Annotated in this window: 25 protein-coding genes and 2 pseudogenes; 7 read left to right on the forward strand and 20 right to left on the reverse strand. The window is 73.0% G+C overall.

Annotation, left to right across the window (positions count from 1 at the left end; translation table 11 throughout):
* Positions 1-19: 19 nt before the first annotated feature.
* The 11 genes and pseudogenes from ACIPXC_RS19715 to ACIPXC_RS19765 all read right to left on the reverse strand — a co-directional run bounded on the left by ACIPXC_RS19715 (position 20) and on the right by ACIPXC_RS19765 (position 8,195).
* On the reverse strand, positions 20-748 hold the full coding sequence (locus ACIPXC_RS19715) for a hypothetical protein (RefSeq protein ID WP_401619617.1): 729 nt from the start codon (positions 746-748) through the stop codon (positions 20-22).
* Between the two features lie 239 nt (positions 749-987).
* Positions 988-1,593, reverse strand: a complete 606-nt coding sequence (locus ACIPXC_RS19720; protein ID WP_401619620.1) for a hypothetical protein — start codon at positions 1,591-1,593, stop codon at positions 988-990.
* 205 nt (positions 1,594-1,798) lie between these two features.
* Positions 1,799-2,113: a hypothetical protein gene (locus ACIPXC_RS19725; RefSeq protein ID WP_401619622.1), complete on the reverse strand. Its 315-nt coding sequence runs from the start codon at positions 2,111-2,113 to the stop codon at positions 1,799-1,801.
* A 133-nt stretch (positions 2,114-2,246) separates the two neighbouring features.
* A pseudogene (locus ACIPXC_RS19730) lies at positions 2,247-2,723 on the reverse strand (glycine betaine ABC transporter substrate-binding protein); the annotation flags it as partial.
* Between the two features lie 49 nt (positions 2,724-2,772).
* Positions 2,773-3,492 (reverse strand): aldehyde dehydrogenase family protein, encoded by a 720-nt coding sequence (locus ACIPXC_RS19735; protein WP_401619624.1) that lies wholly within the window; start codon positions 3,490-3,492, stop codon positions 2,773-2,775.
* Between the two features lie 75 nt (positions 3,493-3,567).
* The gene (locus ACIPXC_RS19740; protein ID WP_401619627.1) at positions 3,568-4,173 is read right to left on the reverse strand and encodes a TetR/AcrR family transcriptional regulator; all 606 of its coding nucleotides are present in this window, start codon (positions 4,171-4,173) and stop codon (positions 3,568-3,570) included.
* Positions 4,174-4,187: 14 nt separating this feature from the next.
* On the reverse strand, positions 4,188-5,090 hold the full coding sequence (locus ACIPXC_RS19745; RefSeq protein WP_401619631.1) for an NmrA family NAD(P)-binding protein: 903 nt from the start codon (positions 5,088-5,090) through the stop codon (positions 4,188-4,190).
* Positions 5,087-5,512 (reverse strand): nuclear transport factor 2 family protein, encoded by a 426-nt coding sequence (locus ACIPXC_RS19750; protein WP_401619634.1) that lies wholly within the window; start codon positions 5,510-5,512, stop codon positions 5,087-5,089. The genes ACIPXC_RS19745 and ACIPXC_RS19750 overlap by 4 nt, the downstream gene beginning before the upstream one ends.
* Positions 5,513-5,741: 229 nt before the next feature.
* Positions 5,742-6,035 (reverse strand): hypothetical protein, encoded by a 294-nt coding sequence (locus ACIPXC_RS19755; protein WP_401619636.1) that lies wholly within the window; start codon positions 6,033-6,035, stop codon positions 5,742-5,744.
* A gap of 257 nt (positions 6,036-6,292) precedes the next feature.
* Entirely contained in the window at positions 6,293-7,858 is a 1,566-nt protein-coding gene (locus ACIPXC_RS19760; RefSeq protein ID WP_401619639.1) for an RNB domain-containing ribonuclease, read from the reverse strand.
* A 91-nt stretch (positions 7,859-7,949) separates the two neighbouring features.
* The gene (locus tag ACIPXC_RS19765) at positions 7,950-8,195 is read right to left on the reverse strand and encodes a protealysin inhibitor emfourin (protein WP_030959959.1); all 246 of its coding nucleotides are present in this window, start codon (positions 8,193-8,195) and stop codon (positions 7,950-7,952) included.
* Positions 8,196-8,318: 123 nt separating this feature from the next.
* On the opposite strand from ACIPXC_RS19765, the gene ACIPXC_RS19770 reads away from it, so the two are divergent.
* Positions 8,319-8,510, forward strand: coding sequence for a hypothetical protein (locus tag ACIPXC_RS19770; protein ID WP_401619642.1), 192 nt, complete (start codon positions 8,319-8,321; stop codon positions 8,508-8,510).
* A gap of 411 nt (positions 8,511-8,921) precedes the next feature.
* Complete coding sequence (locus ACIPXC_RS19775; RefSeq protein ID WP_401619645.1) at positions 8,922-10,043, forward strand: nucleotide disphospho-sugar-binding domain-containing protein; 1,122 nt, start codon at positions 8,922-8,924, stop codon at positions 10,041-10,043.
* Positions 10,044-10,220: 177 nt separating this feature from the next.
* Here the strand turns inward: ACIPXC_RS19775 and ACIPXC_RS19780 are convergent, their stop codons facing one another.
* From ACIPXC_RS19780 to ACIPXC_RS19790, 3 genes are read right to left on the reverse strand one after another with little or no spacing between them, the layout of a single operon-like run.
* Positions 10,221-10,637, reverse strand: coding sequence for a hypothetical protein (locus tag ACIPXC_RS19780; RefSeq protein ID WP_401619648.1), 417 nt, complete (start codon positions 10,635-10,637; stop codon positions 10,221-10,223).
* Positions 10,638-10,696: 59 nt separating this feature from the next.
* Positions 10,697-11,272 (reverse strand): DUF3291 domain-containing protein, encoded by a 576-nt coding sequence (locus ACIPXC_RS19785; protein ID WP_401619651.1) that lies wholly within the window; start codon positions 11,270-11,272, stop codon positions 10,697-10,699.
* A gap of 32 nt (positions 11,273-11,304) precedes the next feature.
* A complete protein-coding gene (locus ACIPXC_RS19790; protein ID WP_401619654.1) occupies positions 11,305-11,994 on the reverse strand; it encodes a helix-turn-helix transcriptional regulator in 690 nt (229 codons plus the stop codon).
* 123 nt (positions 11,995-12,117) lie between these two features.
* On the opposite strand from ACIPXC_RS19790, the gene ACIPXC_RS19795 reads away from it, so the two are divergent.
* Positions 12,118-12,561, forward strand: coding sequence for a hypothetical protein (locus tag ACIPXC_RS19795; protein WP_401619657.1), 444 nt, complete (start codon positions 12,118-12,120; stop codon positions 12,559-12,561).
* A gap of 989 nt (positions 12,562-13,550) precedes the next feature.
* Here the strand turns inward: ACIPXC_RS19795 and ACIPXC_RS19800 are convergent.
* Complete coding sequence (locus tag ACIPXC_RS19800) at positions 13,551-14,132, reverse strand: dihydrofolate reductase family protein (RefSeq protein ID WP_401619659.1); 582 nt, start codon at positions 14,130-14,132, stop codon at positions 13,551-13,553.
* Positions 14,133-14,267: 135 nt separating this feature from the next.
* Between ACIPXC_RS19800 and ACIPXC_RS19805 the strand changes: the two genes are divergently transcribed.
* Complete coding sequence (locus tag ACIPXC_RS19805; RefSeq protein ID WP_401619662.1) at positions 14,268-14,519, forward strand: hypothetical protein; 252 nt, start codon at positions 14,268-14,270, stop codon at positions 14,517-14,519.
* 39 nt (positions 14,520-14,558) lie between these two features.
* On the opposite strand, the gene ACIPXC_RS19810 is transcribed toward ACIPXC_RS19805, so the two are convergent.
* Positions 14,559-14,738 carry a hypothetical protein gene (locus ACIPXC_RS19810; protein ID WP_401619665.1) on the reverse strand — a complete coding sequence of 60 codons (180 nt, stop codon included), beginning with the start codon at positions 14,736-14,738 and terminating at the stop codon, positions 14,559-14,561.
* A gap of 262 nt (positions 14,739-15,000) precedes the next feature.
* Between ACIPXC_RS19810 and ACIPXC_RS19815 the strand changes: the two genes are divergently transcribed.
* A complete protein-coding gene (locus ACIPXC_RS19815) occupies positions 15,001-15,810 on the forward strand; it encodes a peptidoglycan recognition family protein (protein WP_401619668.1) in 810 nt (269 codons plus the stop codon).
* A gap of 63 nt (positions 15,811-15,873) precedes the next feature.
* On the opposite strand, the pseudogene ACIPXC_RS19820 reads toward ACIPXC_RS19815, so the two are convergent.
* The 3 genes and pseudogenes from ACIPXC_RS19820 to ACIPXC_RS19830 all read right to left on the reverse strand — a co-directional run.
* Positions 15,874-15,996: pseudogene (locus ACIPXC_RS19820) on the reverse strand (DNA-binding response regulator); the annotation flags it as partial.
* Positions 15,963-16,088 carry a hypothetical protein gene (locus ACIPXC_RS19825; protein ID WP_401619857.1) on the reverse strand — a complete coding sequence of 42 codons (126 nt, stop codon included), beginning with the start codon at positions 16,086-16,088 and terminating at the stop codon, positions 15,963-15,965. The pseudogene ACIPXC_RS19820 and the gene ACIPXC_RS19825, both read right to left, overlap by 34 nt.
* A 220-nt stretch (positions 16,089-16,308) precedes the next feature.
* Positions 16,309-17,529: a cytochrome P450 gene (locus tag ACIPXC_RS19830; RefSeq protein ID WP_401619671.1), complete on the reverse strand. Its 1,221-nt coding sequence runs from the start codon at positions 17,527-17,529 to the stop codon at positions 16,309-16,311.
* A gap of 208 nt (positions 17,530-17,737) precedes the next feature.
* Here ACIPXC_RS19830 and ACIPXC_RS19835 point away from each other — a divergent pair, with 208 nt between their 5' ends.
* Together ACIPXC_RS19835 and ACIPXC_RS19840 are read left to right on the forward strand one after the other, a co-directional pair.
* Positions 17,738-18,274 (forward strand): NUDIX hydrolase family protein, encoded by a 537-nt coding sequence (locus ACIPXC_RS19835; RefSeq protein ID WP_401619674.1) that lies wholly within the window; start codon positions 17,738-17,740, stop codon positions 18,272-18,274.
* A gap of 133 nt (positions 18,275-18,407) precedes the next feature.
* A complete protein-coding gene (locus ACIPXC_RS19840) occupies positions 18,408-19,043 on the forward strand; it encodes a VOC family protein (RefSeq protein WP_401619676.1) in 636 nt (211 codons plus the stop codon).
* On the opposite strand, the gene ACIPXC_RS19845 is transcribed toward ACIPXC_RS19840, so the two are convergent.
* Complete coding sequence (locus ACIPXC_RS19845) at positions 19,033-19,155, reverse strand: hypothetical protein (RefSeq protein ID WP_401619679.1); 123 nt, start codon at positions 19,153-19,155, stop codon at positions 19,033-19,035. The genes ACIPXC_RS19840 and ACIPXC_RS19845 overlap by 11 nt on opposite strands.

Consider the following 19,155-nt stretch of genomic DNA (forward strand, 5'->3'; position numbering starts at 1 on the left):
TTCGCTGCGACGAAGGCAGTCAGGCAGGGGTGTTCCAGGCGGTCGTCAGCCCGTCCAGCCACGCGGGCGGCAGTTCCACGGCGTCCCATTCCTCGCGCAGCTCCCGCGGTGCGGCGGCGAGCCGCTCCAGCACGGCGATGCTCGTGGCGGAGTGGAGGAGCGAATAGCGGCCGTGCATCGTGATGGCGCTCCCCGGTCCGTAGCAGGCGAACATCCGCTCCAGCCGGGCCTGGTGGTCCGCGGCGAACTCCGTCAGCCGGCCGGCGTATCCCGCCCGCTGCCGGGGGCTCATCGTGCCGAGGACGGCGGCGAGGACCTCGTCCGTCACCTCCGGGTCCAGCTCCGAGACCTCGGTGAACGACAGGTACAGCGGTGTGACCGCCACCCGAGCCCGCTCCACCTCCATGCGTCTGGCCCGGGGGCGCTCCCCCGCCGGCCCCTGCTCCCCTGCCGCTCCGACGGCCCGTACCAGGGTCCGCTCGGCGACGGCCCCGAGTTCTTCCAGGACCTCCCGGGCCCCGTCCAGCCGGCCCGACGCGTACGGCTCGTCCTTCTCCCCCGCGGTGCTCCGGCCGCTGCTCAGCTCCTCGTGCGCGAGAGCCAGCGCGCCCGCCTCCAGGAGCCCGATCAGTTGCCGTGCGTCATCGGACGGGACCCCCGCCCGGGCCAGGAGCTGCAGCAGCGTCGCCCTCGCGTTCTCGACGCTGACCTCGTCCGGCCACTGCCGCCCCCCGTCGGCCACGCTCATCAGATCCTCCTCGTCACTCGGTGGTGCGGTGGGTGCGACGCATCGCACCCTTCGACCGTGCAACGCGCGACGGCCGGACCCCGCTCCCCCGGCGGCGCAGCCCGGGCGGGCCGGGGGAACGGCGATCAAGGGCACCGTAGCCCGTGATCCTTCCAGACGGCCGACGACGCTGCTTCCCACCCTGCGGACGGCACCGGCGGCCGTGCGCCGCACCAGGCCGCACCAGGCCGCGGCGGCCGTCAGGAACGCAGGCCCGCCCGCCGGAGTGTGATCCCGGACAGGGCGGAGATGGCCTGCCGGTCGCCGCGGCGCCAGGCGTCGGCGAGGCCTCCGGGCGGGGCGGGGATCGTGGCGAGGTCGCCCGGCGGCCCGGTGAGGGCGCGCAGGGCGAGCAGGTCGGTGCCGCCGGGAGCGTCGAGGAGACGCCGGATGGCGGCGCTGCGACGGATCCAGCGCAGCCTGAGGGGAAGCCAGAGCAGGAGCACGAGGGCCACGGGGACGACGATCAGGCCGAGAGCGGCCAGGAACGCCACCTGCCCGACGGTGTCCTGCAGCGACTGGCCGGCGTCGGCGAGGCCGCTGCCGGCGTCGGCCGCGGACCGGAACGGCGTCTTCAGGAGGTCGCCGACGAGCGGCACCCGCGAGGCCGTCTCTCCGGCGTCTTCCAGGGCGGCGGCCAGGCTGTCTCCGGAGCTCTCCACCTTCCGGCCCGGCTCGGCCAGCAGCATGATCGCGTCGTGGACGGCCAGGGCGAACCACACCGCGGCGGCGATCAGGAGCACCGCGATCAGGTCCGCGAGGATCTGGCGGCTCCGCCGCGCGGGCGTCTGGGCGTAGAGAAGCAACGGCTGCTCCTGTTCCGGTCACGGCGTCGGGGAGGGCCTGCCCCCGCCGGAGGCGTCCGCTGCCGACGGCGAGGCCAGGCCGGTCGCTCGACCGTACGTCGCCCCGCCCCGTCCACGCGTGTCCCCGGCCCGGATCCACGAGACGTTGCCGGGTTGGCGCAGCGCACCGCTCCCGCAGGCGGGTCGCTTTCGACCCTGCGGGGGCTCAGGTCATGGAGTGGGCGGACAGGAGCGTGTCGGCCCGGACACGCAGCTCGCGCGACAGCTCTCCGTGCACGGTCACGGAGACCTCGTCGCCCCCGGCAGAGCGGGCGCGTCGGACCTCCGCCTGCTGCGCTTCACCCACCAGGGGGTACGCGTACCAGCCGTCGGCCCGCTCGTCGTCGGTCTCCTCGACCGCACGTGCCACCGTCGCCCAGTCCGTGGCATCGAATGCGTATCCCACGTAGTGCGACAGCAGTTCCAGGAAGGGCCGCAGGTTGCGCTCCCGGATCCACCCGCCGACTTCGGCTTCCGCCATGACTCCCCCTCAGCATTCAGGGGGCCGGCCTGCCATGGGCCGGCCGGCCGGAGTGGGTGGGCCCTCCCTCCCGGGGAGGGAGGGCACCGGAGCTGTCAGGTCGGCCAGGGCGGTCAGGTCAGGTCAGGTCAGGTCAGGTCAGCCAGGGCTTCCAGACGTTCTCGTTGCGCTCCACCCACTTCTTCGCCGCCTGCTGCGGCGACAGCTTCTCCTCCGCGATCATCAGGGAGACCTCGTTCTGCTGGGCCTTCGTCCAGTGGAACTTCTTCAGGAAGGCGGCCGCCCTGCCGCCCGACTCCGCGAAGCGCGTGTTGAGGTACTGCTGCAGCGGCGTGTGCGGGTACGCGCAGGCCACCTGCTCGGGGTCTTCGGCGCAGCCTTCCGTGTACTCGGGCAGCTTCACCTCGGTCATCGGGACCCGTTCGAAGAGCCACTGCGGCTCGTGCCAGTACGTCAGGAAGGGCTTGCGCGCCTTGGCGAACTGTTTGATCTGGGTGATCTGCGCGGCCTCGGAGCCCGCGAAAACCACCTCGAAGTCCAGGTCCAGGTTCTTCACCAGAGCCTTGTCGTTGGTGACGTAGGACGGGGAGCCGTCCAGCAGCTGGCCCTTGTTCCGGGCATGGGGTGGTGCGCGGGGGTGGTCATGCTGTGCTCCTCCTTCAGCCCGCGAACCAGCGCACGGGGCGCGGGGCGAGGTTCTGGTACACGTGCTTGGTCTCGCGGTACTCGGCCAGGCCCGAGGGGCCCAGTTCGCGTCCGGTGCCGGACTTGCCGAAGCCGCCCCACTCCGCTTGCGGGAGGTGGGGGTGGAAGTCGTTGATCCGGACGGTGCCGTGGCGCAGTCGGCCCGCGACGCGGCGGGCGCGGCCGGGGTCGGATGTCCAGACGGCGCCGACGAGGCCGTACTCGGTGTCGTTGGCGAGGGTGACGGCCTCGGCCTCGCTGCGGAAGGTCTCGACGGTCAGGACGGGCCCGAAGACCTCCTCCCGTACGACGCGCATCCCGCGGTGGCAGCGGTCGAGCGCGGTCGGCCGGTAGAAGTAGCCGGGCCGTCGGGGCGTACGCCGCCGGAGCGGAGCACGGCTCCCTCGGCGAGGGCGGAGGCCACGTACCCCCTCGGTGCGTTCGCGCTGGGCGGCGGACACCAGCGGGCCGCACTCGACGCCGGGGTCGGTGCCGCGGCCGAGGCGTATCCGGTCGGCGCGGCGGGCGAGTTCGGCGACGAAGCGCTCGGTCGCGCGGTGGCGAAGCCGGCGGCAAGGTACTGGTGGCCGCGCAGCCTGCGCCGCTGGCCCCGCGCATACGCGGCGAGGGACGCGTCGAGTTCGCCCCGGCCGGTCGCGGCGGGGCCGTACGTGCGGGAGGGCCTGCTCGGCCACGTCATGCCGGTGGCCGGGTCCGGTAGCGGCTGACGGCGGGCGCCCACCGGGGCACGAGCGCGGCCGGTCGTGCCCCTACGACCCGCCGGGCTCCGGTGGGTTGCCGCCGAGGACGTCGGCGACATGGGCGGCGAGTGCGCGGCGCAGGCCGTCGGGGGACATCCGGCGTTCGTCGATCAGGTGCGTCACCAGGTCGGCGCGGATCGCGGCCAGCAGGGCGTGGGCGGTGAAGTCCGGGTCGTGGACGCCGGGTACCCGGTCGAGCGCGGCACGCAGGGTCTCGTGCCACCATCCGTAGTGCCCGGCCCGGTACGGGCTGCTGATCCCGGCGTCCTCCGCGGCGGACATCAGGTTCCGGTTCTCGATCTTGAAGGTCAGGGCGGTGTCGAGGAGCTCCAGCACCTGCTGCCGCGGTGCGGAGCCGGTCTTCTCCTGCACCTCCCGCACCGCGCGCTGCAGGGGTTCGAGGCGGGAGGTGATCACGGCGGCGATCAGGCCGGCCCGGTCGCCGAAGCGGCGGAAGAGGGTTCCCTTGCCCACTCCGGCGGCTGCGGCGATGTCGTCCATCGACACGCTGTGAGGGCTGCCGCTGGCGGCGAAGAGGGCATCCGCGGCCGCCAGGACGGCTTCTCGGTTGCGCTGGGCGTCCGCGCGCTCCGTACGCTCCGCTCGTGGGGCCACGGGTCCTCCTTCGTCTACGGCCGCCGCTCCGGCCCCTGGGAATGATATTCGGCCGGTTTCGGCGCGCGGCCCGCGGCCGGCCGCACCTCCCATTCGACGAAGGCGCGCAGGGTGCCCGGGGGGCGCCCGGTGAGGCGCTCGACGGTGTCGGAGGTACGGTCCTCCGCGCCTGCGGCGATGGCGCGGTCCATGGTGGCGAGCATGGTGGCGAAGTCGAGGGGGATCTCGGCCGCCCAGCGGTCGCGCAGTTGCTCGAAGGTCAGCTGCCGGTGCACGACGGTGCGACCGGTGACCTCCGTGATGATCGCGGCGACGTCGGCATAGCTCAGCGCCTGCGGCCCGGTGAGGATCAGGTCGGTGTTCGGGGCCCGCCCGGCGGTCAGGGCGTGTACGGCGACGGCGGCGATGTCCTCGGCGTCGACGAATCCGACACGGCCGTCCCCCGAGGCCGTGAGGATGGTGCCGTCGTCGCGGATGGTGCGCGCGTGGGGGGCGGCACCGGTGAAGTTCTGCATGAACCAGGACGGCCGCAGCACCGCCCACTCCTGGAACAGGGCGGGCAGTTGCTCGTGCACCCGGCCCACGGCCGGGCCGCCGGAGGGGATCGCCGAGGAGCTGAGCAGGACGACGCGGCGTACGCCGGCGGCCCGGGCCCGGTGGAGGAAGGGCAGCATGACGGCGGCCGGGTCGGGAGAGCCGGTGGGCGGAACGAGGTAGGCGCGGTCGACGCCGTCCAGGGCGTCGGCCCAGGTCGCCGGGTCGTCCCAGTCGAAGCGGACGGCGTCGGCACCCGCCTGCGGGATGGCGTTCCGGCCGGCGGCTTTGACGCGGCGGCCTGCGGCGAGCAGTCCGGCGGTGACGCGGCGGCCGGTGGTGCCGGTGGCGCCGACGACCAGCGTGGCGTGGGTGGTTGTCATCGGTTCGCTCCGGTGAGGTCGGCGCCGGTCAGGGACGCGGCGAGGGGGTTCCAGTAGTCGCGGTAGGAGGTGATGAGCCCGTCCTCGACCGTGACCACGGCGATGTAGGTCATGTCGTAGGGCGTGTCGGTCTTCACCAGGCGGCCCACGCCCCGCATTTCGACCACGATCGTTTCGGGGACGGTGGTCCGGTGGATCTTCACGTCCGGGAAGTCGTGCAGGTCGACGTGGTCGGGGTAGTCGCGCATATAGGCGCCGACCGCGGCCTTGCCCTCAAGGCGGGCCGGCCAGCCGTCGGGCGCGAAGGGGAATTCGAGGACACCGTGGGTGGCCCAGAGGTCGATCCAGGCGGGGATGTCCTTCTCCAGCAGCAGTCGCAGGCCGTGGCGGTACAGCTCCACCGGCTCCATGGGGGTCGTCATGAGGGGGCTTCCGTTCTGCTCGGCGTGAGGGCGGCGCCTTGGGGTGGTGCCTTGGGGCGGCGCCGTGGCGGCCCAGGGGAAACACAAGCGGACCGTCGGTCCGCATGATCGAGAGCTTACGGACCGTCGGTCCGCTTAGCAAGGGACGGTGACCCACCGGCCCTGCAGGAGGGCATGGAACGGCCGTGGCCGGCCCGCGGAACGGGTCGGCCACGGCCTTCGGCGGGGCTCAGGAAGTGCGCTTCAGCGTCCAGGTGTCGGGGTTGGAGCCGAGCAGTAGGTGCTGACGATGGTCCGGCCGCCGGACGGCCAGGGCAACGGGACGACGGGGGCGGTTCACGGGACGTTCCTTCCTCGGCACACCGGGATCGGCGCCGACCGTCGGCAGGCCGTACCGGGCGCCGCGTCCTCGCTGCCCGACCGGCCGGGAATCCAGAAAGTCACCTTGCGGACACAACCCTGCGATCGCTTGGCGCCGTTGACGATGTCCGGTGCCGATGTCGGTGTCGGTGTCGGTGCCCACGCCGGCGCCCACGCCGGTGCCGGTGACCGGCAGCAGTGACCGGCGCCCGTGTCAGCCGATCGGCTGCCGCGTCTCGGCGCGCACCTGCGGGTGCGGGGGCTACGGAGGCCGGTACGGGCCGGGGTTCCGCTGGGGCGCGGGCGGCTCATGCCCGAACGCTGCGGCAGCCCCGCGCTCGGCCGACGACGAGCGTCCCCGGGCGCCGTACCGCTCCCCCGCCACCAGCGGGTCCGGCGGACGGGTTCGCGGGCGGCCGGTCAGCCCTGGCGCTGGTCCTGGTCCTGGTCCTGGTCCTGGTCCTGGTCCTGGTCCTGGTCCTGGTCCTGGTCCTGGTCCTGGTCCTGGTCCTGGTCCTGCGCCAGGGTGAAGAGCACCCGCTTGTTCCTGTCGGGGAAGGCGGGGTCGGCCCGTTCGAGCCGGACCCGGACGCTCGCGCCGAGTTCGAGGTCCACGGTGGCCGAGGCGACCCTGCCCAGCACGGCGGGCTCCGCGAGCTGCACCTGGCCCTCCCGGGGGTTCGGGTGCGCCAGTTCCGCGTCCGTGTCGATCACCACCGCGTCGAAGGTGCTGCCCACCCGGTCCATGAGCAGCGCCGCCTCCACCAGGTCCACGGACTGCCGGTCCGCCGCGTTCCCCTTCGCCTTCTCCATCCTGCTCGGCAGGTCGGCGAGGGCGGCGAGCGCCCACTCGGGCGGCTCCCGGTCCGCGCTCGCGGCCACGCACAGTTCACCGGCGTACCGGTCGACCAGCCGCCGCAGCGGCGCCGTGCAGTGGGTGTACGGTGCCGCGATCGCCGCGTGCACGGTCTGCGCGGGGACGTGCTGGTGGTCCCGGAAGGACTTGTAGACCGATTTCAGCAACAGGGCACCGGCCGCCTCGTGGAGGAAGGCCGCGTGCCGGTGCCGGCGGGGGTCGAGGGAACGGATCAGCTCGGCGTACGAGACGTGGTGCGGCCAGTCGATACCGAGGCCCTGGGCGATGTGGCGCAGTCGCGTGACCTCGTGGGTCGGGGCCTGCTCCTGGGTCCTCAGGATGCCGGGGCCGCCGCCGTCCAGCATCATCCTGGCCGCGGCCATACCGGTCATCAGGGAGATCTGCTCGTTCCACCCGTCCACGGGCAGTGCCGCCCGGTAGCTCAGCCGGAACGATCCGTCCTCGACAGTGACCTCCTGGTCCGGCAGGCTGAGCGAAATGCCGCCCCGCTCGGCCTCGACGGCCTCGCGCAGGGTGCCGATGTCGCGCAGCAGGGCGACGGACTCCGCGGCGGTGCCGGCGTCGATGGCCTGCTGGACGGCCGCGTAGTCGAGTCTGGCCGTGCTGCGCACCAGGGCGCGGCTCACCGACGACGTGACCACCTCGCCGTGGGCGTCGAGGTCGTGCTGCCACAGCAGGGCCGGGGCCTTCTGGTTCGGCAGCAGGCTGGCCGCGCCCTCGGAGAGGACGGGCGGGTGCAGCGGCACCTTGCCGTCGGGGAAGTAGAGGGTGACGATCCGTTTGCGTGCCTCGGCGTCGAGTGCGTCGCCCGCGTTGACGAAGGCGGCCACGTCGGCGATGGCGTAGTACACGCGGAACCCTCCGCCGGGCCGTCGCTCCAGGTACATGGCCTGGTCGAGGTCCTTCGAGCCGGGCGGGTCGATCGTGAAGAGCGGCAGGTCGGTGGCGTCCTTGTCGGGGAGCCGGGGCGCACGGGCGACGGCTTCGGCCGCCGCGAGCACGGGCTCGGGGAAGCCCGAGGGGGCCTGCAGGTCGGTCCGCAGCTTCTTCAGGGCGGTGGCCAGCGCGGCCTTGGCCGCTTCGGACATGCGCATCGGGCGGCGTGGCATGTCCCGAGCGTAGGGCGGAGGTCGCCCGCCGGCACGGCGGGCGACCCGTCCGGGTGCGCAGTGCCCGGCGTGCCCGGCCCTCGTGGTCCGGTCAGGCGCCCACGCCGAGGACGGTACGGATCAAGGTCCGCTGGGCGTCGGACAGGCAGGGGTCCTGAAGGTCGAGCACCTCGTCGTCGACGGTGATCCGGTAGCGGTAGCCGTCGGGTGCGGGAGCGACGGCCCGCTGGGCGAGCTCCTCCAGATCCGCCGCGTCCGGGCGCCCGGACGTGTCGAGTGCGCTGAGCTTCTCCAGGCCGCCGGCGAAGCCTCCCGAGCGGGTGACCGTTATCAGCATGGCCGTTCCTTCCCTGTTCGCTGGTGTGTCGCACGGTCTGCGCGTCGCAGCCACTGCCGCGCATGCCCCGAACGCCGGCGCGCTGTCACCCGGCGGACGCCGGTCGGCAGGAACGGCCGGAAAGTGCCCTGCGGCGGCGCCCCAGAGCGAGCGCTCGACACGTCCGAAGCGTCCGACGCGCTCGACGCGCTCGACGCGCTCGACGCGCTCGAAGTGTTCGAGCCGGTCGGCGAGGAGTGCGCACAGGGGCTGCGGCCGCTCGTGCGGCAGGGCGTGTCCCGCTCCTCGACCACGGCGAGCGAGGCGTGCGGGTAGTGGCAGACCGGCAGCACCGACCGCAGCGTTCGAGCCATGTGCGGCATGCGGGGGCTCATGCGTACTGTCCGCGAGCGCGGCCCGGCCCAGCCCGGCCCGGTCGCCCCACGGGGCTCCGGGAGCCGTGCCGTTGCCACGCTCGGGCCGAAGGAGACGGCGTACGCGGGGCTGTTCGCCGTCCGGGCCGGACGGCGGACCATGGCGGTTCCCTCGTCCTCCCTCTCCCACCAAGGCCGTGCGCCCGACGGCAACAGCGACGGCGGCGGCGTTCGGCACCAGGCTCTCGGAACGTCCGAATATCGATCGTCGACGGGGAACACCGGCTGCCTTCCCGTCAGTTCATCGGATGGAACCGGGGCGGGCCCGCACGACTCGTCCCCGACCGGGCAGATCCATGGGCAAGGAGACACCGTGCGCATTCTCTTCACCGGCCCGGCCTCGGCCGGACACCTCTTTCCGATGATCCCGACCGCGCAGGCCTTACGCGCCGCCGGACACGAAGTGCTGTTCGCGGGCTCGCAGCCGTTGCACCCGCTGCGTCAGGCAGGTTTCCCGATCGTCGAGATAGGCGACGGCCGCACCATCCGGGAGGTGTTCGAGCAGGCCACGGGCGAGGAGGTGCGTTACGTCACGACCGACCTGACCTCCGACCAGATCCTCGACAGGGCGGCCCACGGTTTCGCGCTCCTGTCCCGGTCCACCGTGGACGGCCTGCTGGCGGTCGCCGACAGCTGGGGCGCCGACCTGCTGGTCTACGACTCCTTCCAGGCGTCGGCCCCGCTGGTCGCGGCCAAGCTCAAGATCCCGTCGGTGATCCAGAACTTCGGCGTCGCCTCCGGCCACGACATGGTCGGCCGGCTCGCCGCCAACTTCACCGAGGCGTACGAGACGTACGGCGTGGACGGCCCTGCCGAGCCCACCGCGCTGAACATCGTCCCCGCCTCCCTCGGCGGCGACCCGGGCGGCCTGCGGATGCGCTACCTCCCCTACAACGGGGGCGGCTTCGTTCCCCTCGAACTGCTCCGCCGCGGCACGCGCCCCCGCGTGGCCGTCACCCTGGGCACAGTGCTCACCGAACTGGACGGCGTCAACGCCATCGTCCGTCTGATCGAGGCGGCCGCGTCGGTGGACGCCGAGTTCCTGCTCGCCGTGGGCGACGCCGACCTCGCACCGCTGGGCACCCTCCCGGACAACGTGCGCGCGCTGCCCTGGGTCCCGCTCGCCGAGCTGCTGACCGCCTCGGACGCGCTGGTCCACCACGGCGGCTCCGGCACCCTGCTCACCGCCCTCCAGGCCGGCCTCCCCCAGCTCCTGCTCCCGCAGGGCGCCGACCACTTCATCAACGCCGACGCCCTCACCGCGACCGGCGCCGCCCTGCGTTCCGCGTCCGACGAGGTCGATGCCGCACTCCTCACCCGGCTCATGGGCGACCCGGCCCTGCGCGAGGGCGCCGACCGCCTCCGCGCGGAGAACGCCGCCCTGCCGACCCCGGCCGAGACGGTCCCCGCCCTGGAGGCCCTGGCCTCCGCCTGACGCACCGCCCTCCGCGACGTCGCAGGAGCGGAGGGCTGGTGCCCGGGCCCGGACCGGCGCCCCCTGTCCGGGCCCGGGCCACGGCACCGGGCCGGAACGGCTGTGCGGGGCCGGCACGGCTGCCGGGCCGTGGAAAGCAGCGGCAGCGGCCCCCGGTCGGGGCGGCGCGCGGCCGGGTCAGGGCATCTCGTCGGGGTCACAACTGGCCCGGCGCAGCCCGATCGTACGAAGGGCCCGCATCAGCGCCTCGTGGTCCCCCTCGCGCACGATGTGGACTGCGCCCTCCACCAGGAGGCCCGACACCGCGCGGGGCACCCGGGTGGCGGCGGTCCGCAGCACCACCCCGCTGGGCGGGTCCAGATCCCGCACCCCTCGGAACACCCGCAGGACCCCCGGGTCGGAGTCGATGCTGTCGAGCCCGGCGGGCAGGGCCAGGACGGTGATGTCGGGGAGCAGGACCCGGGCGTGGGCGAGGCCGACAGCGGGGTCGTGGGCGTGCGACACGACTTGGAAGTGCGGGTTGCGCTGGATGCCCGAGCGCAGCAGCTCCAGCTGCTCGCCGTCGGGCACGCCGACCACCAGGACGGTCATCACCTTCCCATCGTGCTTTCGCGCGTACCGCGGGGCGACCCGGGAGGGCGGGGCGCCCTGATTCAGACCGCTGCCGCGGCCTGCTCGGGCTGCGCGCCATGCGCGGCTTGCACGGCCTGCTCGGGCTGCGCGGCTTGAACGGCCTGTACGGCCTGCGCGGGCGGAACGTGCTGGGCGGCCTCGGTGGCGGTGTACGAGGAGGCGAAGGTGAAGGCGCGGGGGCCGGGACCGTGCTCCCGCAGCTCCGTCAGCCGCTCCAGCGCCTCACCGACGGTCGGCAGATGGCCGGCGGGGACCCACCACAGCACCATGTGCGCCTCGACGTGCCGCTCGAACCACTCGCGCCGCCGACGCATCACCTCCAGGTGCCCGCTGCGGTAGGCGAAGTTCCACAGCGCCTCCTGGCTCTCCCACACGGACAGGTTGACGATGACGTCCTCGCCCGCCGGACGCAAGCCGGTGGCATCGCTCTCCCCCTCCCCCACGAGGCGCCACACGAAGCCGGGCGCTCCGTCGGCGGCGGCGTTGACCGGGTCGAGCGCCTCGACGAACGGCGCCGTGCGCGGGTCGTCGATGGGGTGGCGGAGCGTGGCGACGTTCAGCTGGGCAAGGTGGGCGGTCTGCATGGGTTCGGTCATGGCCTCATCCCAGCACGCCCTCCATTTCTATGTCAATGAGTATTGCTTTTAGAAGCCTCCACCACCACGCAGCACTCCCCCGGCCGGGCGTCCATGCGGGCGCGGACCGGGCCGTCGGTACCGATCAGACCTTCCAGCAGAGCGAGGTTCATACCGCAGACGAGCGGCGGGAAGCGCTCGGCGACGGCATGGAACGGGCAGTTGCGCATCCGCACGACGCCCCCGCGGCCGCCCTGACCGCCCTCGCCCTCCCCACCGGCTTCGAGGTGCGGCTCGTAGCCGCGGGCGGCCAGAAGTTCCATGGCCTCCGCGAGGTCGCCGCAGGGCGCCGCCGCGCCGCGCAGGGACTCGCCCCGGCGGCGCGCGGCAGCGCAGAGCCCGGCATCCAGACCGGCTTCCTCCGCGGCCTCGGCGAGCAGTTCGGCGGCGGTGCGGTAGTCGCGGGCGGGCAGCGAGACCGACCGCTCGGCCCTGGCCCGCGTGTACACCTTGGCCGGACGGCCCGCCCCCGGCCCCGAGCGGCCGGTCAGGCGCCGACTGCCGCTCTCCAGCAGCCCCGCCTCGGCCAGCCGGTCCAGGTGGTGCGCGGCGAGCGTCCGCGCCACTCCGGCCGCCTCGGCAGCCTCGTTGCGGCCGACCTCACGACCCTGAGCCGCCACGTACTCGTACAGCCGACGGCGCACCGGATCCTGCAGCACCGCGATCACGTCGATGTCCTTCATTCGGCCATTCTAGAAACAACACCGATTGGAGATAGAAGGCGCGGCGGAAAGGCGTTCGACGGCCCTGCGGCGCACCGGCGAGGATGCGGGAGCCTCGCGCTCGCCACCGCACCCGGAGGTCCGATGGGATCCAGAAGTGCCGACACCGACTTCTCGTTCAGGTGCCCGACCACCGTGCATGCCGTGCTGGACGCCCTGACCGGAGCCGGTTGGTCGGCCGAGGAGACACCCGGGCACGTCTCGTACCTGATCAACGACGCGGACGACATGTTCGAGTGGTACGCGACCACACCCGAGGGTTTGCGCGAGGCTCTGGCTCTGCTGGACGCGCCGGGGAACCTGCCCCACACGGTGGCCCTCGACGTCCACCACCCGCAGGCGGGGACGGGCGGCATGCTCATGTTCTCCCCCGGCCGCACGCACGTGTCCTTCACTCCGACCATGGACCGCCGCCGTGTCCCGGAAGCACCGGAGTTCACCGATCTCGCCTGGTACCTGCACGCCCTCGTCCCCGCTCTCGTCACGGCAGGACTCGACGGGTACGAGGCCACGGCGGCCCACCATTGATCCGCCACGGAGCAGCGTGACGGACGGCCCCGGACTCGACCGGGTGGCGTTCACCATCGACCTCTAGCCACGCCCGCGCCCGCGCTGTTCTGCCCGGCCCGTTCGCGCCCGGCGTGACGTGTCCGCCACCGGACGAAGGCCGCCTGGCCTGCCCCTGCGGGGGCCGGCAGGTCCTGCCGGGCTTCGCCGTCTCCGCGCTGGGGATGGCATGGCCGTGGTGGCGGTGGGCCGGCCGGAGATCGAGCCGGCGCCGGCCGCCGACCGCGGCGCCTGGGCGGCGTTCACGGCAGCCGCCTACACCCTGCCCGGGCGCTGGGCGCCGTACCGCCCGGCTGCCTCCTCCGCCACCGCAGACCCGCCCGACTCCCGGCATGGGGCACGGCGTTACGGACGGGCACGGGGCACCGTCCCGGCGCTGCACGCCTTCGGCGCGCTGCGGCGGCACGATCGCAGGAGTGCTGCCGCAGCGCGATCACCTGGCGGGCAACGCCGTGCGGTCGGGGCTGGGGGCGATCGACACGGTGGCGGGACCGCCGCTGGCGACGTTGCCGATCCGGCGCATTCCCGCTCTGTCCGCCCCCCCCGTGATGACCGCCGGCCTCGGCGCGATCGCGTCGAGCGCCCGAGCCGGGCGGTCGTCGTTGAGCAGGCCCGGTGTGACCACATCAAGGCGCCGACGCTCACTGTGGCCGCGGGGACCGGGAAGCCATCGACATCTTCGGACCAACGTCGTACGACCGGCCCGGGACACTCCCGGACCGGTCACACCATATGAATCAACGACCCGCGAAGTACGGGACAGCCGACGCTTGACGAGATCGAAGAGCGCTTCGTCGCGCTGGTCGAGGGTCGCCTGACCCGGGACGAGTCCGACCGATGGGCCGCGCGGTGGGTGGCCGACGACGGCCTTGACTGGGACGACATCTCCCGGAGGCCCGATCTTGCCTCGCCGTTCGCGGTGGACTTCCTCGCGTGCCCGCTCCGATCAGTCAACGACGTACCCGATAACACAGGTGAAGCACCCGGTTGCCCCGAATCAGCACGTCGGGGCCCTCCAGCAGGTGCTGCGCGTGGACCGAACCGAAGTAGCGCTTGCCGGAGCCGAACACGACGGGCACGACGTCCATGCGCACCTCGTCGACCAGACCCGCGGCAAGCACCTGGCCGCCGACGTCGCCCGCGGCGACCTCGACCAGGCGGTCCCCCGCAAGCTCCTGCGCCTTGGTCATGGCTGCCTCGACGCCGTTGACGAAGTGGAACGGCGCCTCGGGATCCCAGCCCTCGGGCCGCGGCCGGTGCGTCACGACGACCACGTGGTCGATCCCGCCCGGCGGCTTCCCGTCCCAGCCGTCCGTCAGGTCGAAGACGTGGCGGCCGACGATCGTGGCACCGATCCGGTCCCAGTACGGCCGGGTGTGATCGTAGGACGCCTGCGACACCTTCAGCACGCCGCTCTCGTCCAACGGGACGTCACCGTTGGACAACCAGTCGAACAGTGGTCCGGGCCGGTCGTTCTCGTCAGCGACGAAGCCGTCCACCGACACCGAGCCGTACATGGCCACCTTGCCCACCGGGCTCTCCTCTGCTTCGGGGTGCCTCGCGTCAGCATTCCGCCTCGCCGCCCAGTACCTGGGTACCACAGCGGATCACGGCCTCCTCGCACTCCGCAGTCGCACAAGAATTCGAACATGTGTTGGAATGGAGGGGTGAGACCACCGTGCCGCTTTCCCGATGACCTCGTCGACCTCCAGGAGGCGTGGCTGCGTACGTATGCCGCGCTCGCCCAGGCACCTGCCGAGGGCGGCACCACGATGCTGCGGCGTCGGCTGATCGTTTTGTCCTGCCGCTTGCACGCCCATCACCACTGGAGCGCCCCCACCGGCTGGCGGGACGGCGGCGTCGAACTGCGCCGGGCCGCCCGCCGCCGCGCGGGGCAGGGCGGCCGGCGGGCGGCGTGAGGGCGCGCGCACCCGTTCGTCGAGGGCGGCCGGCACACGTCAGCCGCGCCACATCGGCCACACGGTCGGTCCGCCGCCCGGCAGCCGGATCTCACCGGTGACGCGGAAACCCAGCCCTTCGTAGAAGGGGATGTCGGTGAGGGCGCTGGGCTCCGGACAGGCGGGTTGGCCGCGCCGGATCCCGTACCCGGCCAACGGCATTGTTGGATGTCTGCTCATGCCGTCACGGTAGGCAGCCCGACCCGGCCGCCCCGGCCGGACGCCGGTGGACACGCCGTGCGGCACACCGTACGAGCCGCCCCTCATCGGCGGATGCGGGCGTCACCGGGCGGATGCGAGCGCCCGGCGGCCGGATGCGGACGACGGCAGGCGACGGCGGCCGGTCGGGGTGAGTCCGCGGGGCGTTCGGTGTGTCTGCGCGCCCCGGGCGGCCGGCCTCCCTTGAATGGGCAGCCTCCTACGGAACGGAAACGGGCACCGTATGACCCTCTCCGCATCGCACCGGTCGCCGGCAACCGCCACGAGCCGGTACACCCGCCGGTCCGTCCTCACGGGCGCCTTCGCCCTGGCCGGCGCCGCGGCGCTACCCGTCGGCGCGGCCGGGCGCGCGTACGCGGCCGCCGTCCCGGACATCATCGGCTGCGCCGCCTGGGGGGCGCGGGCCGCGTCCGAGCCCGTCGTCGTCCTCGCCAACCGCCCGGAGCGGATCGTCGTCCACCACACGGCGACGGCGAACGTGACGGACTACTCGAGGCAGCGAGCCGTCGCCCTCGCCCGGGCCATCCAGACGTACCACATGGACGCGCACGGCTGGATCGACACCGGACAGCACTTCACCATCAGTCGGGGGGCGTTCGTGCTGGAGGGCCGCCACAACAGCCTCGCCGAACTGAACTCCGGCCGGCGCCAGGTACGCGCGGCGCACTGCGTCGGGCAGAACACGGTGTCGATCGGGATCGAGAACGAGGGCACCTACACTTCGCAGGCCCCGCCCGCGGCGCAGTACGCGGCGCTCGCCGACCTGTGCGCCCACATCTGCGACCAGTACGGTCTGCCCGCGTCGGAGATCTACGGCCACCGCGACTTCAACGCCACCGCCTGCCCCGGTGACCGCCTCTACGCCCTGCTGCCGTCCCTTCGCCGGGACGTGGCGACCCGCCTGGGCACGCCCCTGTCGGAACCGGAGGAGGGCCCCGGCGGGGATCCGTTGTGGGACCTGGTCCGCCAGGCCACCGGCCGGTCCCCGGCCGCGCCCCTGGGAGAGTACCTCCCGGCAGGTCTGCTGCCCTGACGGGACGCCGCCTCGTGCGCTGTCCGGGCCCGTGCCGTCGTCGGTGTCGCCGGGCCCGGACCGTCAGATGCAGCCCTCCAGCGGGGCGCAGGCCACCGCATGGTCCCGATCGCACAACTGCCGGCGGGTGGTGAGCCCGCGCATCACGTTCTTCACGGTCCGCCCGGAGTGGGCGGGCTTGCCCGCGTGCGGCCGGTCGTGGCGGGGGCGAGGAGGAAGGTCCCGCCCGGTCCGTGGTCCTCCTCGCGGCCGACGATGGTGCCGCTGTGCAGCGACACCAGGTAGACCCTGCCGAGGCGGTCCGCGTCGTGGCCCCATCGTGTAGTCGTAGCCCCATCGTGCAGCCGGACGACAGGCGGTCCGCGCCCGGCCAGCCGGCTTCGGTACGGACGATCCGCGCCGCGCCCGGCTGTCCGCGGGGCGCCCGCCGATCCGCATGGGGGTGTACGCAGCGGACGGGAACGCCTGCGTGGTCCACGACCTGCCTGGACAGAACAGCTAGGTACCGGCGTCGAAGGTGACCGGGAGGCTCAGCGGGCCGCGCAGTCCGCCCGGGCGCCAGGGGATCTCGTCCGGGGGCACGGCGAGGGCGAGTCCGGGAAGCCTGCGCAGCGCGGTGCCGATCGCGATACGGCCCTCCAACCGGGCGAGCGGTGCGCCCAGGCAGTAGTGGACGCCGTGCCCGAACGCGAGGTGCGCGTTGTCCTGCCGGGTGATGTCCAGGCGGTCGGGGTCGGGGAAGCGCTCCGGGTCGCGGTCGGCGATGGCCGAGGCGATCAGGACGGTCGCGCCGCGCGGGACGCTCACGCCCGCGATCTCGCCGTCCTCGCGGGCGAAGCGGGCGATGCCGGGGTTGACCGGGCCGTCGTAGCGCAGGAACTCCTCCACGGCTCCCTCCAGGAGTTCGGGGTCGTCTCGCAGGAGGTCGAGCTGTGCGGGATGGGTGAGCAGCATGGCGATGGCGCCGCCGATCAGGTTGACCGTGGTGATGTATCCGGCGGCCAGCAGCAGGAACACCATGGCGATGAGTTCGTCCTCGCTGAGCCGCTGCTGCTCGTCGCGGGCGGCGATCAGGCCGCTGAGCAGGTCGTCGCCGGGCCGGGCCCGTTTGGCCCGGATGAGGTCGGTGACGTAGGCGCGCATGTGCTGCCAGGCCTCGTTCACCACGGCGGGGTCCGGTGGCTCGGCGCCCCGCATGACCATGCGGTCGGTCCAGCGCTGGAAGTCGTGCCGGTCGTCCACCGGAACGCCGAGCAGTTCGCCGATGACGGTGACGGGGAGCGGCAGGGCGAACTCCTCGACGAGGTCGGCGTGTCCGGCCGGAGCGATGCCGTCCAGCAGCCGGTCGGTGATGGCCTGGATGCGGGGCCGCAGCTCCGCGACCCTTCGGGCGGTGAACGCCTTGGAGACCAGTCGGCGCAGCCGGGTGTGGTCGGGCGGGTCGCTGCGGAGCATGTTGCTCAGCATCGACTCGCGCTCGGTCTGGGGGAGCTGGGCCAGGAGCCGGGGGTCGGAGGCGTCGCGTACGTCGCTGCTGAGGCGGGTGTCGGACAGGGCCGCGAGTGCGTCCTCGTAGCGGGTGACGAGCCAGGCGTCGAGGCCGCCCGCTACGACGACGCGGCGTACGGGGCCTTCCTCGCGCAGTTCCCGGTACAGCGGGAAGGGGTTCGCGAGGAAGGCCGGGTCGGCGTAGGGGAGAAGGACCGGCCGCTCACTCATCGTGCCTCCAGGAATACGTCGCCGTAGCCATGGGAAGTGAGGATATGCGCTCCAGTCTCCACGAATGCAGCTTTTCGGTCATGACGGACGACTTTGGTCCTTCATGACGGCCCGTCAACCGGCGGCACCGACGTCGGCCCGACGGCCGGTCGATTTCCGATGACGCGTGATCTGGGCCAAGGCCCGCTGCGGAAAGTATGATCAAGAAATGGCTGACATGACCGAAACTACGCCCGGCTGGCTGACCAGTGACGAGCTGGACATGGCCAGGGCTCGGATGCCGATCCTGTACGTCGAGGCAGTTCCCGTGCGCGTGAACGAAACCGGCGAGGTCACCAGCATCGGACTGCTCCTGCGGATCGGCACGGACGGGACGATCAGCCGGACGCTGGTGTCCGGCCGCGTCATGCACCACGAACGGATCCGCGACGCCCTGTTGCGCCATCTGGAGAAGGATCTGGGCCCCGTGGCTCTGCCGCTGGTCCCGGCCTCCCTGCAGCCGTTCACGGTGGCCGAGTACTTCCCGACGGCCGGCATCACCCCCTTCCACGACCCTCGCCAGCACGCGGTGTCCCTCGCCTACGTGGTACCGGTGACGGGTGACTGCCGCCCCCGGCAGGACGCCCTGGACCTGGTCTGGTTCAGCCCGCAGGAAGCGGCCTCGGCGGCTGTGCAGGGTGAAATGCCGGGCGGCCACGCGGTGCTGCTGAAGCAGGCCCTGGCCCATGTGGGACACACGTTCTGAGAACGCCCCGCGCGGCGGTCCCGCCGGGCCGCCGTCCTCACGGGGACGGCGGCCCGCGGTGGCGGCGCGGGCCGGGCCGGGACGGCGGGCGTGGCGTCGCGTTTTGTGCGGGTCGCCGGGCGATGATGGCGCGGTGCGACTTGATCACGTGTCCTATGCGGTGGCCCGCGACAGCTTCGTCTCGACCGTCCAGTGGATCGGATCGGCCCTGGGCGCCGGGTTCGTGGACGGCGGCGTGCACCCGCGATTCGGCACCCGCAACTTCATTCTCCCGCTGAGCGGCGGCACCTACGTCGAGGTCGTCACCACACTCGACCACCCCGCCGCCGACCGCGCGCCCTTCGGCCGGGCGGTCGCGCGCCGCGCCGCCGAGGGCGGCGGCTGGCTCGGCTGGGTGGTCTCCGTCGACGACATCGCCCCGGTCGAGGCCCGACTCGGCCGCACTTCGGCCGAAGGCCACCGTGTCCGCCCCGACGGGTACGACCTAAGGTGGAAGCAGATCGGCCTGCTGGAGCTTCTGGAAGACCCGCAACTGCCCTATTTCCTGCAATGGTTGATCCCCGAAGGGGAGCGCCCGAGCGCCGACCCGCGCACCTCCACCACCATCCACGGGGTCTCCATCGCCGGCGACGCCGCCTCCATCGCCGATTTCCTCGGCGAACCGGCCGACCACCCGCTCGACCAGATCGACGTGACCTGGGTCGAGGACGAGGAACCGGGTCTGGTCTCAGTCGAGTTCACCACCCCCCACGGCCCGGTCACGATCTGACCGGAACCCGACCGCCCCGCAGCAGCAGCAGCAGCAGCAGCAGCAGTCGCAGCCGTCCGGGGGTCCTGGTGCTGTGGAAGGTCCGCCTGGGCTGCCGAGCCTTCTGCAACAC

Origin of the sequence: Streptomyces sp. NPDC090021, from assembly GCF_044748225.1 — a bacterium.
In the GTDB taxonomy this organism is placed as follows: domain Bacteria; phylum Actinomycetota; class Actinomycetes; order Streptomycetales; family Streptomycetaceae; genus Streptomyces.

What these genes read in the sequence shown, in the direction of transcription:
- ACIPXC_RS19810 (WP_401619665.1), bottom strand. Translation starts at nt 14,738, where the DNA reads ATGAGCAGACATCCAACAATGCCGTTGGCCGGGTACGGGATCCGGCGC.
- ACIPXC_RS19725 (WP_401619622.1), bottom strand. Translation starts at nt 2,113, where the DNA reads ATGGCGGAAGCCGAAGTCGGCGGGTGGATCCGGGAGCGCAACCTGCGG.
- ACIPXC_RS19830 (WP_401619671.1), bottom strand. Translation starts at nt 17,529, where the DNA reads ATGAGTGAGCGGCCGGTCCTTCTCCCCTACGCCGACCCGGCCTTCCTC.
- ACIPXC_RS19785 (WP_401619651.1), bottom strand. Translation starts at nt 11,272, where the DNA reads ATGACCGAACCCATGCAGACCGCCCACCTTGCCCAGCTGAACGTCGCC.
- ACIPXC_RS19760 (WP_401619639.1), bottom strand. Translation starts at nt 7,858, where the DNA reads ATGCCACGCCGCCCGATGCGCATGTCCGAAGCGGCCAAGGCCGCGCTG.
- ACIPXC_RS19815 (WP_401619668.1), top strand. Translation starts at nt 15,001, where the DNA reads ATGACCCTCTCCGCATCGCACCGGTCGCCGGCAACCGCCACGAGCCGG.
- ACIPXC_RS19745 (WP_401619631.1), bottom strand. Translation starts at nt 5,090, where the DNA reads ATGACAACCACCCACGCCACGCTGGTCGTCGGCGCCACCGGCACCACC.
- ACIPXC_RS19750 (WP_401619634.1), bottom strand. Translation starts at nt 5,512, where the DNA reads ATGACGACCCCCATGGAGCCGGTGGAGCTGTACCGCCACGGCCTGCGA.
- ACIPXC_RS19795 (WP_401619657.1), top strand. Translation starts at nt 12,118, where the DNA reads ATGGGATCCAGAAGTGCCGACACCGACTTCTCGTTCAGGTGCCCGACC.
- ACIPXC_RS19765 (WP_030959959.1), bottom strand. Translation starts at nt 8,195, where the DNA reads ATGCTGATAACGGTCACCCGCTCGGGAGGCTTCGCCGGCGGCCTGGAG.
- ACIPXC_RS19835 (WP_401619674.1), top strand. Translation starts at nt 17,738, where the DNA reads ATGGCTGACATGACCGAAACTACGCCCGGCTGGCTGACCAGTGACGAG.
- ACIPXC_RS19790 (WP_401619654.1), bottom strand. Translation starts at nt 11,994, where the DNA reads ATGAAGGACATCGACGTGATCGCGGTGCTGCAGGATCCGGTGCGCCGT.
- ACIPXC_RS19715 (WP_401619617.1), bottom strand. Translation starts at nt 748, where the DNA reads ATGAGCGTGGCCGACGGGGGGCGGCAGTGGCCGGACGAGGTCAGCGTC.